The organism is Sphingobacterium ginsenosidimutans (genome assembly GCF_039536865.1).
GTDB classification, from domain to species: Bacteria; Bacteroidota; Bacteroidia; order Sphingobacteriales; family Sphingobacteriaceae; genus Sphingobacterium; species Sphingobacterium detergens.
The window spans coordinates 1,391,425-1,405,480 of the sequence record NZ_BAAAZK010000002.1 but is presented as its reverse complement, the minus strand read 5'-3'; the positions used below and the strand labels follow the sequence as shown (position 1 = coordinate 1,405,480).

The following is a 14,056-nucleotide window of genomic DNA, read 5'->3' as shown; positions in this document are numbered from 1 at the left end:
TTTTTTAGAATTTTAAATTTAAACCGGCTGTGATGATCCGCACATTTGGATATTGAGCCGGAGAAGAATTTGCGAGATCGCGCTCTGGATCCAACCCTTCAAACTTGGTAAATGTAAATGCATTCTGTGCATCAATATAGATACGTAAACCTGCAATCTTGAGTTTAGCAAGTACATCGGCAGGGAGAGAGTAGCCTATTTGGATATTTTTAATGCGTAAAAATGAGGCATCTTGAAGCCAAAAGCTGTTATCTGCATAATTCTGGCTATTTGAAGCACTATATTGTACTAACCTAGGTAGTTTAGCATTCGGGTTTTCTGGTGTCCATGTATTTCCAGATTCCCATCTTTTGGCTACACCCGCCCCATTTAAGAAAGGAAAAAATAATTCACTTCCAACATAGGATTCTACATCGGAAACGCCTTGTAAATTAACACGTAGATCAATGCCTTTGTAAGCTAAATTGATGTTGGCTCCGTAGGTCCAGGTTGGAATAGGCTTACCCACAATTTGTCGGTCATAGGCATCAATGATACCATCCGGTTTTCCCTCGGGGCCACTGAAATCTTCAAATTTGATATCTCCCGGCTGGGTAGGGACTGCATTCTGTTTGGCGCTTTCATCTACTTCTTTTTGAGATTGGAATATACCGAGGGATTTCCACATATAAAAAGCGTTGATAGGCTCACCTTGAAGCAAAGCGTTACGCCCTTTCTGTGGATCCGGGATATAATCGATTTTGTTTTTCACATGAGTTAGGTTGAAACCTGCATTAATATCCAATTCTCCAATTTTGTGCTGATAATTAGCAGATAGTTCCCAGCCTTTATTGCTAACAGTCGCAAGATTACGGAAAGGAGCATTGCGAATACCAATAAAATCTGGAAGTTGTATTTGGCGTAAAATTCCTTCACGTTTATCAGTGAAGTAATCAAAAGTGACATTGAGTTTCCGTTTGAGGATTGTGGCGTCAAACCCAATATTACGTTTTGTCCCAACTTCCCATTTAATGTTTTCATCTACAATCGACATTTGCGCGATACCGGTCGCAATATTATCGTTGATCGGATAGAAGCGGGCAAAGGCTAATGTCGGTATATAGGCATAAAGGTCACGTTGGTCATTGAATCCCATGCGATCATTTCCAGATCTACCCCATGAGCTGCGGATCTTCAGCTCATCAAAGAAGGTTTGATCTTTCATGAAATTTTCTTGTGTAACGCGCCAGCCAACGGAAAGCGACGGGAAAAATCCCCATCTATTTTTGGGTGAAAAGCGAGAAGAACCGTCATAACGTGCTATCACCTCGAATAGATACTTCTCCCGGAAGGCGTAGTTAAGCCGACCAATATAGGAGCGAAGGGCCCATCCATAGGTGGTTCCATTTGTGAGGGGAGTGGTCAGACCGGCATTAAGCTCCGATAGGGAGTTGTTGACAAATCCCATAATGGAACCAGACAGGCTGCGATATTCCTCTTCCTCCTGACTATAGATACCTGCTAAAGTGAAATCGTGGTCTTTTGCGATAGTCTTATTGTAGGTCAAACTACTAAACAACGTTTTGTAAAGCGTTTTGTCCCAACTATTGCTGGCATTGGGCCCCGATGCATTCATTGTGGAAGTAGCCGTATTGGTTTTTGGGTTGTAAACTAGGGTTTTGGGAACAAATAGCTGATTGTCATTGGTCGAATAGTTTATCCCTGCTGTCACATTGAATTTAAGTCCTTCGAGAAGTTTGTAATTTAAGAATACGTTGGTATTGATATTGCCATAGGCACTGTTGTTTTTTCCTTCATTGACCATCGCCAAAGGATTTCTAAATTGTGCATTGATGGAATTTACCCAAGTAGAAGCATATTCACCTGTGGACGTATAGGTGCCATAATAAGGCAGTGTGCGATACAGCTCTGTAAATAAATTTCCTGAACCATTAAAGGACTCTTTGCGGTTTTGATATCGAACCCCCGAACGCAAACCTATATCCAATCTTTCATTGACTTTAGTATCAATATTAGTTCTTAAATTATAGAGTTTGGCATTCCCATTTTGAACAATACCGTCTTGATTGATATAACCTAATGAAACATTGAACTGTGTGTTACCTTCGCCACCAGAAATACCAAGTTGATTGGTCTGTATCATCGCATTGCGCATAATAACATCGAGCCAATCTGTATTGGGATAGATAATTGGATCTTTACCGTTCTTATATTCGTTTATCGTAGCCTCACTAAAAAACTTTGGAGCTCCTTGGTTGACGAGCGCTTGGTTGTAAAGGTTCATGTAATCCACGGAATTAGTAATCATTTCCGGTAGTTTTGTTGCTGTCTGTGTACCATAAGAGGTGGAGAAGTCTATTTTTACTTTTCCTTTTGCTCCTCTTTTGGTTTGCACCAAAATGACACCATTTGCTGCTCTAGAGCCATAAATTGCTGCTGAAGCATCTTTTAAAACAGATATGGACTCAATGTCATTTGCGTTTAATGCACCAAGGGAACCCACAATTCCATCAATGATAACCAATGCATCACTCGTTCCTATTGTACCAATTCCGCGCACGCGAATGCTGGCACCATCACGACCAGGCTGGCCAGATTGCTGATTGACCCATACTCCCGGTACTTGGCCAGAGAGGGCTTGACTTGCATTTGTAATTGGCCTGTTGGAGACAGCATCACCTTTCATTACACTGACGGAACCCGTAAGTGTCGCTTTCTTTTGTGTTCCAAATCCAACAACAACGGTTTCTTCGAGCATGTGTACATCCGAATCTAAGCTTATCATCAAGCTGGAAGAATTTTTTGTTAGTTGAATTTCCTTTGATAGGTAACCAATAAAACTAGCGACTAGGATGCGATTTTCAGCGGCAACAATTGTAAACTTACCAGCAGCATCGGTAGTAGCTACTGTGGAAGTTCCTTTTACACTGATGTTTACCCCAGTGATGGGTTTGCCATCCGAATCAACTACTGTCCCAGAAATGGTTTTTTCCTGCAAATCCAGCGTAGCATTTGTCAAGGCGTAATGGAGCATACTTGCTTTCGTAAAAGATACATTTCCTAACAAAAGTAAGAAGGCTGTCATGCCACCTAGAAAGTCAACGTTGAGCTTTCTTTTCATGTATTAAAATTTAGTTTATAAAAAGTTTTGTAAATTTTACAGCTGAGAAGAATTACCTATTTATTTGAATATTAATATGATGTGTTTTTCTATATATAGGTGATGCTTCTATTCATTGGTCTATAGCCTTCTGTCTTTTGGGACAAATCCTGCTAATTATTTGTATTGTAAAATTAATGTGGCAGCAAATGGATAACCAACACTATTCTGTCTGTTATTGGAATTATTCTACCCGTATTTCGATTGATAGTGGTAGAAAAGTAATGTTTTGAAGATGGATGACCAGTGCTGATGTAAAAAAGGAAATTAGGTCATGTAGGACTAACCAGAAAAAGAAAAAACCACTTTAATGTTGATTACATAGTGGTTTAAAGGACAAGAAATAATCGGATTTTCTGTAAGAAGTGGTCAATTGAGATACTATAAATCCATCTCTTTTCGAAACTCCCGTGGTGTCTTGTTCATAATGGACTTAAAGAACTTATTAAAATTCGTCAGGTTTTGATAGCCACATTCGTAACAGATCTCCGAAATGCTCAGTGTACGGTCCATCAGTAATTTGCAAGCATGACCAATCCGCATCTCATTGACAAATCGTGAAAAAGGCTTTTGGGTATGGCGTTTAAAAAAGCGGCAGAAAGCATTTGGGGTCATATTGAGCATGTCGCTGGCAACCTGTAGATTAACATCTTCTTTAAAATTGCTCATGACATAGAGGTAGACCTTATTGATACGTTGGGTCTCCTGTTCACTAAATGTGGGTCGATAACCTTCAGAAGCGAGGCTTTCAAATTCATCTGTTTCCTGTAGCAATTGGATAAGGTTGAGGAATTCTATGATTTTAGGAAATCCTTCTTTATCACTGAGTTTTGCCAATAAGACCTGTGCCTTATCAAGTGTTTCACCATAAAAACGAAGTCCACGTTGCGCCTTGCGGATAAATTGCTGCATGGCCTGGATGGTTTGATGTTCGTCGGTCAGGCGAAGTAAAAAATCTGCCGGAAAATAGACAACGATGGCGCGGGCACGCAACTGATTGCTCGCCTGCAGAAATAAGTCGTCGTTGCGCCAAATATGCGGGATATTGGGGCCCATCAAGACCAGGTCTCCTTGTGTAAAGGTCGCTACATTGTTGCCCACAATGCGCTTGCCGAAACTTTCCAATATCAGCACCAGTTCACAGAGCTCGTGAAAGTGCAGTGGATTGCTTAAAAATTCCTGATCGACCAATTTGACATGGATTGTCTTTTCGCTGGGTGGCGTAAGCTCTATAAATTGAGGTTTGGATAATTTGTTCATACATAGCTAAATTGGTTGCTACAAAAATACTGTATTTGTTATTATATCAAACAATATTCACTTAATAATATTTTAAATGTTACTATTTGGGTATAAATAGTTTTATTTTTTGTATAACCAGTTGTAGTATTGCGATACGAGAGCATCTATCTTTGGCAAAGAATGTAACAACGTCGTATTGCGTTTGAATCGGGTGGAATTACAACCTATTATGATATGAAAAAACTAAAAAAAATGGTATTGTTGGCCTTGTTGGGGGTAATGGGGAGTTTGGCAATGGCGCAGCAGGCAGCTTATCAGTTGCCGGCCAAAGTGACTGGTCTGAAAGCTCCTGTACTATCCTTAAATGGCCAATGGAATTTCAAATTTGACCGTAGTTCGAACTGGGAAAATATTCAGGTTCCCGGGGAAGCTGTCATGCAGGGCTATGGTATTCAACACGACCAATCATTTTTTTATAGACGCAAATTTTTAGTACCCAGTCAGTATAAGGGCAAAAAGACGATTATCCGTTTTGATGGTGTATATAGCTTTGCCAAACTGAGCATCAATGGTAAAGCGGTGACAAGCCATCATGGTGGATTTACACGTTGGGAAGTAGATATTACACCCTATGTGATCTTCGGAAAGCAAAATGAAATCGAGCTGGAAGTACAGGATCAACTGGATGATATTTCGTACGCATCTGGTTATGCACATCATCCGGTAGGTGGAATCTTACGGGATGTTACCTTATTTGCAACTGCTACACATCCTGTGACCGACTTTAACCTTGAAACAGCCTTTGATACGTCATATACAGACGCTCAGCTAAAATTGGATTTTGGCGGTTTTGCGGCCAAAGGAGCTACGATTAAGTATACATTGACTGATCCAAACGGCAAAAGTACTGTCTTGGATAATCCTGAAAAACCAATTGTAGATGGTGCCAACAGCCATGTGTTGCGTGTAGCTGCACCACTAAAATGGGATGCCGAACATCCAAATCTTTATCGGTTGGATGTGGAAGTGAAAGAGCAGGGGAGCGCTACGTATGCCTTTCATAAATCGGTCGGTTTCCGCGAAGTACAAGTGGTCAAAGATCAGCTTATGGTAAACGGCAAACCTGTAAAGCTACGTGGAGCCAATCGGCACGATATGCACCCGACCTTAGGACGCAGTGCTTCGGCTTACTATGATAGCCTAGACGTTCAATTGTTTAAAGAAGCAAATATCAATTTCGTTCGTACTTCGCACTATCCACCTACGGAGCGTTTCGTCGAATATTGCAACCAATACGGTATTTATGTGGAAGTAGAGACTGCGATCTGTTTTGTGGATACGTATAGACAAAAAAACTATGCCCCGGGCAACTCGCAAAATGATCCGAAAAAGACGGACCAATACTTGAGCCAATCGCGCGAGATGGTCAATACCTTTAAAAGCCATCCCGCTGTGCTATTCTGGTCCATTGGAAATGAATCAATCTATGGCGATAATTTTAAAAAAAGCCACGATTTTGTGAAACAGGCGGATCCCACAAGGCCTATCATCTGGAGTTATCCGGGCTCGCAAACCACCGAACCTAAGATTTATGAAATCCTGAGCATGCACTATCAGGACGTGTATGGTAACTTGACACAGTATGGCAAGACCACGCGTAACTTTGAGGGACATGGCATCCCAGCTTTATTTGATGAATGGGCTCATCCGGCATGTTATACGTATAAAACCTTACAGGATGATCCGAATATCCGTGAATTTTGGGGTATCTCCATGGACATGATGTGGGGTGGGTTGTTTCCGAAGCAAGGTGGGCTTGGCGGTGCAATATGGGGCTATGTGGATGAGGTATTTATGATTCCACAGCAGCTGAAGAAGGGAACTGCTTTTTGGAAGGAATTTTCCCGTACCGCCAAACCTGAAGATTTTCAGGGACAGGCGGTAGGCTACGGTGAATGGGGGATCGTCGATGTCTGGCGGCGCAAGAAACCTGAATTTTGGTCAACAAAAAAAGCGCAGTCTCCTGTATTAGTTACGTTGAAAGGAAAGATAATACCTGATTTTGCTCGCTTTCAGCCACTGGCGATCCCCGTATACAATCGATTTGATCATACTTCGCTCCAGGAAGTTAAACTGCAATACACCTATGAGGGGAAGACCTATACATTGGCATTACCCGATATTGCTCCGCATGAGAAAGGATATATTCAGCTACCGGGTTTAGCCTGGCAACAGGGGGAGCAACTGACTTTGCGCTTTGTGGATAGCAAAGGGATGCTGCTGGATAGCTACCGTTATTTCTTGGGTGAGCATCAGGTCAGAATACCTGAATCGACTCAAAATGGAGGTCTACAACTTGTTGAAGAGCCTAATCGTTACCTGATCACGGGAAGGAATTTCACCTTTCCGGTTTCAAAAATAACAGGCTTGATCGAAAATGCGCTGATCGATGGTAAAGTGGTGATCCAAAAAGGTCCTTTCTTAAATATGGACATCAACCTCAACCACCTGACCGGTGCAGAAGTACGCAAAAGTGCAAGCAAATACCTGCTCGAAGATAAAAATTGGCAATTGAACAAATTGGATGTACGCATCAAAGACAATTTGGCCCTGGTATCGATTGTGGGAAAAAATGGCAGTTTATCCATTCAGTTTGATCTGACTATCGATGGTAAAGGAGAAATGAAGACTTTATACCATACCCAGGGTGAGCCCAATGGCTACCTGCGTGAAATTGGACTAAAGTATTATCTCAGCAATGAACTCGATCGTATTACCTGGAGCAGAAATGGTTATTGGAACGATTATCCCCAAGAATCATTTGCGGGTAATGAAGGAACAGCAAGCTTGTCTTATGTAGATAAGACGCCATACGGTCAAGAACCCAAACAGTCGTGGTACATGGATACGCACAACTATTACTATTGGGCCGATAAAGGAGCGCGTAGTCAGCATCCACTAACACAGCAGGCGAAGGGAATGAAAGAGAATATATACTACTACGCTATGGGTAGTGGCGCAAAGAACCTGATGCATGTGGTTTCTCCGCAAGCAGACAATGCTTGCCGTATGGATCGCCTGGAAAATGAGCAACTGGTTTTGTATGTAAACAACAAATGGGATTATCCTGAAATTGCTTGGGGCAATTATTGCAAGACCTTGGAAGCTTCACCCTGTCAGGGATCTATCACATTAAAATTCTAATGATATCACTATGTTTGCTTGGATTGATCAAATCATTTATCTGCTGTATTTTATTGTTGTCGGCGGCTATGGCTATTACATTTATCGACGTAAACACAGTTCGGGTTCACTAACGCACGACTATTTTCTGGCGGAAGGTTCCTTAAGCTGGTGGGCAATCGGGGCTTCTATTATTGCTTCGAATATCTCTGCAGAGCAATTTATAGGGATGTCGGGGTCGGGTTTTGCACTGGGACTGGCCATTGCATCCTATGAATGGATGGCTGCTATCGGACTAATTATTGTGGCGGTCGTGTTTTTACCCATTTATCTGAAGAATAAGATTTTTACCATGCCTGGGTTTCTGCGTAAGCGTTTCGATCCGCGGGTGAGTATGGTGATGGCTGTATTCTGGGTCTTGGTCTATGTCTTTGTCAATTTGACCTCGATACTTTATCTGGGTGGTTTGGCCATTCAGTCCATTGCGGGGATTCCCATGTTTGTAGCTGTTTGGCTGTTGGCGGTATTGGCCTTGATTATCGCTTTAGGCGGGATGAAGGTGATTGGTTATACTGATGTGATTCAGGTTGTGTTATTGATTATTGGTGGACTTACGACAACTTATATTGCCTTGAATCTCGTGGCGCATACAAAGGGCATGGGACATTGGCTGGACGGACTCCTTATCTTGAAAACGGAGGTGCCACAGCATTTTCATCTTTTTATCGAAAAAGGACAGATGATAAAACCCGATGGTACCGATGCTTATATGGATCTGCCTGGATGGTCGGTTCTATTGGGCGGCATGTGGGTCATCAATCTATCGTATTGGGGATGTAATCAATATATTACCCAGCGTGCACTGGGAGCCAAAAATTTAAAAACAGCCCAAAATGGGATGTTGTTTGCAGCCGTTATGAAGCTGTTTATGCCCTTGATTGTAGTGCTGCCCGGCATTGCCGCATACTATTTATACAACGAAGGTTCTAACCTAAATTTTGCACAAGGTATGCTTGAGGGGAGTACGGTGAAGCCGGACAAAGCTTATCCGCTGCTACTCTCGATTTTACCGACGGGCTTCAAAGGATTGGCTTTTGCAGCTTTAACGGCTGCTATCGTGGCCTCACTGGCTGGAAAGGTTAATAGTATAGCAACGATTGTGTCTTTGGATATTTATAAGAATATAAAAGGCGATGCCGTGAGCGATACAGCTTTGGTGAAGCTGGGCAAAGTAACTGTACTGATCGCCTTGGTCATTGGTGCTTCCTTGGCTCCGCTATTGCAGCATCTGGATCAGGGTTTTCAGTTTATTCAGGAATTTACAGGTTTTATCACACCAGGCGTATTGGCGATTTTTCTGATGGGTATCTTTACAACGTGGACAACACCTAACGCAGCCTTTGCTGGCGCCATTGCTACATTTGCCTATTCTTTGCTTTTTAAAAATTTCTGGTTAGATGAAAGCCCCTTTATGAATCGGATTCTTGTGGTGTTTATATGTACGGTGGCAACAATGGTATTGGTGAGCCTGCTGGGCAATCGAAACTATCGTAATGATACAGTAATCGTGAATAGAACTCTTTTTGTGACCTCCAGTGGTTTCAAATTAGTGAGTTTATTCATCCTGGGCGTATTGGTAGCCCTGTATGTCTTTTTGTGGTAACATGATTTAATTGATATAAAAAATGAAAGAAAACTATCTGGTGGAATGGGCAAATGATGCGGAGCTCTTTGAGCTGATCCGTAAGGAACTTTTTACAGCTGTCATTGGGGATGTGATGGACAAAATGGGATTGTTTCATCAATTTCTACCACCGAATATAAGACCGTTAAAATCCGATCTGTTTTTAATAGGCAGAGCAATGACGGTATTGGAGGCCGATGTCTGCGGGAATGCTGAGGAGCAATCGAAAAATCCGGTGCTGTCAAAAGCATTTGGTTTTATGCTTGAAGCCTTGGATGATTTAGGCCCGGGAGAAATTTATATTTGCAGTGGCTCCTCACCAGACTATGCACTTTGGGGTGAAATTATGAGTGCAAGAGCAAAAGCATTGGGTGCGCATGGGGCGATAGTCAATGGTTACTCAAGAGACACCGTCGGGATCTTGGCGTTGGATTTTCCTTGTTTTTCCATGGGCTGTTATGCGCAGGACCAGGCACCGCGCGGAAAGGTGATAGACTGGCGCGTGCCAATCCGTTTTGGGAATGTCCTGATCAAAGATGGCGATATGTTGATCGGCGACATTGATGGAGTCTGCGTAGTTCCACGTGCACATGAACAGGAGGTTTTCGCTCGGGCATTCGAGAAAGCGAGAGCAGAAAAAGTAGTATTAAACAAAGTGATGGAAGGCATGGCTGCCAAAGAAGCATTTGAAAAATATGGAATTATGTAAGTTCAAATTATCCAAAGGAAGCTGGTTGGTTCTACTGTTGACCTGTTCCAGCTTAGGAAATCTATCTGCGCAACAAGGCGGACAATTTTTGACGCCATTGCCTGATCAATTGTCCACGACTACAACTAGTCGCATTCTTTTGAATGGACAATGGAATTTTAGAGTGGCCGACGCTAAACCCGTGGCCATTCAGGTACCGGGAGAATGGGAAATGCAAGGCCAGCATGTCGCTGCGGGTGAGACGGCAGTGTATGAACGTTCATTTGATATGCCCGACGATTGGGAAGGTAATCCGGTATATATTCGCTTTGACGGGGTCAGTTCGCATGCGCTTGTGAAAGTTAACGATCAGTTGGTTGGTGAACATGAAGGGGGATTTGTTGCTTTTCAGGTCGACCTGACCGGAAAAGTGAAGAAGGGTAAAAATAAACTGACTGTAGAAATTCAGGCAAACACCATCAGTGATATTCTCTCCTGTGTTTCTCAATATGCGGCACATACCGTGGGTGGAATTCTGCGCAAAGCGACTTTGTTTACCCTGCCTAAGGTACATATTTCGGATGCACAGGCCGTAACAGATTTCGATTCAAAATATGTCCATGCAATGCTTAAACTTGCTGGTCTGGTGCAAAATGGCTCGAACCAGAAGCAGCAGGTCCAATTGCGCTACGTACTCCGAGATGCCGACGGCAAAACGGTCCTTCAAAAATCCTCCGACAAGATTCAGCTTGGAGTAGGGAGCCATAAACAGATCGAAAGTCTATTAGTGGTAAAAAAACCGAAGCAATGGTCGGCCGAGACACCTTACCTCTATGTGTTGGAAACGGCATTGATTGTGGATGGTAAGGCGATACAGAGCAATAAACAAAAGGTCGGATTCCGTGAAATTGAAGTCGTCAAAAATCAGCTGATGGTGAATGGTAAACCGGTCAAGTTGAGAGGGGTGAATAGGCATGCTGTACATCCATTGAACGGGAGGGCTTCAAATCCAGAAATAGATCGACAGGATGTGCTTTTATTCAAACAGGCGAATGTCAATTATATTCGCACGTCGCACTACCCTCCATCAGAGGAATTTTTGAATGCAGCAGACGAATTGGGTATGTATGTGGAGAGCGAGGCCGCTTTGAGCTGGATCCAGCATCATGCCTCACCAATCTGGCGCAAATGGGATTATAAAGACAAGCGTTTCTTGCCTGTCCTACTTGGCGCAAATATCGATAATGTGCTGAGCAACCGCAATCATCCCTCGGTATTATTTTGGTCTCTGGGCAATGAATCGCATTGGAGCCCCTTATGGGCCGAGGTTAATTCGCGTATAAAAGCCTTGGATCCAACGCGCCCGACGAGTTTCCATGATCAGACCTGGGGTGGATTTAACAATGGCGGAAGCAAAGCGGATATCGCCAATTACCACTATCCCGGTATTAACGGACCTAAGGCAACAGATACCATGACAAGACCGACTTTATTTGGTGAATACGCCCATTTGTCTACCTATAATAGACGTGAATTATTGACCGATCCTGGTATTCGTGAGGCTTATAATGCACCTTTGGTAACTTTTGTAGATTCTATCTATAAGCATTCAGCCAACTTGGGGGGTGCTATATGGAGTGGTATTGATGATACTTTTCACCTCCCAGATGGACGTATTGTGGGTTATGGGCCTTGGGGGCCAATCGATGGATGGCGCAGACCGAAACCGGAGTACTTTGGCATGAAAAAGGCTTATTCGCCCATCAAAATCGGTAAACCGGTTACTAAAGGTAGTAAAGTCGTTATCGAAATTGAAAATAGGTATGATTTTCTTTCACTTGATCAAATTAAATTTGTAGCCATTGTCGATGGAAAACAATTTCCGTTCAAAGCTGCTATCGGACCTCGTAAAGGTGGACAGGTAACCTTGCCAATTCCAAGCGGGTACAACGCATTGCAGATTATTGCAACAGATAATCAAGGCAATGAGGTCGAAAATGAGCTGTTTCAGAAAGGCCGAAAAAATCAAGAACAGTTTTTGGAGACAGCGTTACAACTGAAACAAGATTCAGCGTATATTTATGTAAAACAAGGAAATCTGGATTATACATTTAGCAGAACCTATGGTAAACTGCTTGCTGTGCGCAAAAATGGTGAACTGATTCTGACGAAGGGACCGGCCGTAGCGCTCATCGAAGCAAATGCGGAAGATGGCGGTAAGCCAAATGTTGCTGGAGAGACGTATCAAAATAACATTGCGCCATTGAAGCAGTACGAGCAGTATACTTTATTTGCGGATGCTATAGAAGCCAGTCAGACAGGAGACAGTATAAGTGTTCGCATGGACCTGCGGTATCAGAATGGCACAGGAAAACAAATTTTTGTTTTCCTTAAGAACGGTCTTCTGCGTGTAGAATACGAAATGTTTTATCAACGGGAGCAGGAAATAGATCTTTATCAGGCCGGTCTGATGCTAGAATTACCTTTATCCTACGATAAATTGGCTTGGTCACGAAAGGGATCATTTTCCACTTATCCTGCCAATCATATCGGACGCAATGAAGGCGAGGCTGTATTGCATGCCGTACCGTTGTATGAAGTAGAAGAGCATGGTAAGCCACAGGCAAAAGATTGGAAAGATGATGCCAATATATTGGGATCGAACGACTTTAGGTCGACCAAAGGAAATATTTACTGGGCTAGCTTGCGTAGCCCTGCGGCAACGGTAAAGGTGTTGTCGAATGGCCAGCAGCATGCGCGGGCCTGGAAACAGGATCAGCAGATACAATGGTTGATAGCAGATTATTCGAATAATGGCTCGGAGCCTTTTTATGGATCACCGCACAGCTACGGGCGTAAAAAGCTAAAAAAAGGCGATAAGTTAAGTGGACAGATTATTCTTAAGATAAATTAAAATAGTAGAACAATGAAGATTATAGATGTTAAAGTCTGGCTGGTTGAAGGCGTAAAATATAATTGGACTTTAGTCAAGATTTATACCGATACGGGGCATACTGGGGTAGGGGAAGCGACCAACTGGCCCGGCAGTCCCATTGTGTTTGAGGCTGCAAAGCATGTGGGGCAGCGCATTATTGGTCTGGATCCGATGAAAACAGATTTTATCTGGACCAAACTCTACCGCGATCTCAATTGGATTGGACCTTATGGTGCTAGCATGTGTGCGATTTCGGGTATTGACATGGCTCTATTGGATTTGAAAGGCAAGGTGCTTGGTGTACCTTGTTATGAACTGTTGGGCGGTGCTTTCCGTAAAGAGATCCTGTTGTATGCCAACTATTGGTTTACTGGTGGTGGACATAATCCCCAAGATTATGCTCGACAAGCGCAAGCGGTCAAAGAAGCTGGTTTTACAGGCTTAAAGTTTGACCCATTTGCACATACAAACTATCTGTATGGGGAAGATCTGGCGGCTAACCTAACTTTGACTGCCGAGCAGCAGGACTTGGCGTTTGAGGTGAGTAAAGCGGTTCGTGATGGAGTTGGACCCAATTTTGATATCATGATCGAAACACATGCTATGCTCAATTATCGTGTCGCTGTACAGATGGCGCAACGTCTTTCTGAACTCAATATTACCTGGTACGAGGAGCCTGCGGGCCCCGAAAATGCGGACAACCTGCGTGCTATGCGTGAACGCATACCTTCCAACGTGTCGATCTGTGTCGGAGAAAGACATTACACAAGACATGGAATCCGACCGGTACTGGAAAAAAATATCTGTGATATTATGATGCCTGATATTACGCGATGTGGCGGGCCTTCGGAAATGAAGCGGATGGCAACGATGATGGAAGCCTACAATGTATTGTTGGCACCACATAACCCCAACGGGCCACTTTCAACCTTGGCAAGTGCTCATGTGTGTGCATCAGTACCAAACTTTTTTAGACAGGAATTTATGTTCAACGATGTTCCCTGGAGGGATGAAGTTATCGATCATCCAATTAAGGATATGGTGAAGAATGGTCATTTGATATTGAGTGAGAGACCGGGATTAGGTGTAGACTTGATCGAAGAAGAAATGCTTAAGCATCCTGGGGTATTGGAACCTAGACCAGGTTTTTACGTGTAAATTTTA

Annotated in this window: 7 protein-coding genes; 5 read left to right on the top strand and 2 right to left on the bottom strand. The window is 43.1% G+C overall.

What is annotated here, in order from left to right; translation table 11 throughout:
• Positions 1 to 4: 4 nt before the first annotated feature.
• Together ABFX33_RS05825 and ABFX33_RS05820 are read right to left on the bottom strand one after the other, a co-directional pair.
• Positions 5 to 3,121 (bottom strand): SusC/RagA family TonB-linked outer membrane protein, encoded by a 3,117-nt coding sequence (locus ABFX33_RS05825; RefSeq protein ID WP_346084807.1) that lies wholly within the window; start codon positions 3,119 to 3,121, stop codon positions 5 to 7.
• A gap of 420 nt (positions 3,122 to 3,541) precedes the next feature.
• The gene (locus ABFX33_RS05820) at positions 3,542 to 4,420 is read right to left on the bottom strand and encodes an AraC family transcriptional regulator (RefSeq protein ID WP_346084806.1); all 879 of its coding nucleotides are present in this window, start codon (positions 4,418 to 4,420) and stop codon (positions 3,542 to 3,544) included.
• Positions 4,421 to 4,636: 216 nt separating this feature from the next.
• Here ABFX33_RS05820 and ABFX33_RS05815 point away from each other — a divergent pair, with 216 nt between their 5' ends.
• The 5 genes from ABFX33_RS05815 to ABFX33_RS05795 are packed head-to-tail and all read left to right on the top strand — an operon-like array spanning position 4,637 to position 14,050.
• Positions 4,637 to 7,606, top strand: a complete 2,970-nt coding sequence (locus ABFX33_RS05815) for a glycoside hydrolase family 2 protein (RefSeq protein WP_346084804.1) — start codon at positions 4,637 to 4,639, stop codon at positions 7,604 to 7,606.
• A gap of 10 nt (positions 7,607 to 7,616) precedes the next feature.
• A complete protein-coding gene (locus ABFX33_RS05810) occupies positions 7,617 to 9,248 on the top strand; it encodes a sodium:solute symporter family transporter (protein WP_120258653.1) in 1,632 nt (543 codons plus the stop codon).
• 22 nt (positions 9,249 to 9,270) lie between these two features.
• Positions 9,271 to 9,978, top strand: coding sequence for an RraA family protein (locus ABFX33_RS05805; protein ID WP_120258652.1), 708 nt, complete (start codon positions 9,271 to 9,273; stop codon positions 9,976 to 9,978).
• Positions 9,965 to 12,871 carry a glycoside hydrolase family 2 protein gene (locus tag ABFX33_RS05800; RefSeq protein WP_346084802.1) on the top strand — a complete coding sequence of 969 codons (2,907 nt, stop codon included), beginning with the start codon at positions 9,965 to 9,967 and terminating at the stop codon, positions 12,869 to 12,871. Before ABFX33_RS05805 ends, ABFX33_RS05800 begins: the two co-directional genes overlap by 14 nt.
• A gap of 12 nt (positions 12,872 to 12,883) precedes the next feature.
• Positions 12,884 to 14,050, top strand: coding sequence for a mandelate racemase/muconate lactonizing enzyme family protein (locus tag ABFX33_RS05795; RefSeq protein ID WP_346084801.1), 1,167 nt, complete (start codon positions 12,884 to 12,886; stop codon positions 14,048 to 14,050).
• Positions 14,051 to 14,056 lie beyond the last annotated feature (6 nt).

Coding starts and splice junctions, on each gene's coding strand:
- ABFX33_RS05800 (WP_346084802.1), top strand. CDS start 9,965: ATGGAATTATGTAAGTTCAAATTATCCAAAGGAAGCTGGTTGGTTCTA.
- ABFX33_RS05795 (WP_346084801.1), top strand. CDS start 12,884: ATGAAGATTATAGATGTTAAAGTCTGGCTGGTTGAAGGCGTAAAATAT.
- ABFX33_RS05820 (WP_346084806.1), bottom strand. CDS start 4,420: ATGAACAAATTATCCAAACCTCAATTTATAGAGCTTACGCCACCCAGC.
- ABFX33_RS05825 (WP_346084807.1), bottom strand. CDS start 3,121: ATGAAAAGAAAGCTCAACGTTGACTTTCTAGGTGGCATGACAGCCTTC.
- ABFX33_RS05810 (WP_120258653.1), top strand. CDS start 7,617: ATGTTTGCTTGGATTGATCAAATCATTTATCTGCTGTATTTTATTGTT.
- ABFX33_RS05805 (WP_120258652.1), top strand. CDS start 9,271: ATGAAAGAAAACTATCTGGTGGAATGGGCAAATGATGCGGAGCTCTTT.
- ABFX33_RS05815 (WP_346084804.1), top strand. CDS start 4,637: ATGAAAAAACTAAAAAAAATGGTATTGTTGGCCTTGTTGGGGGTAATG.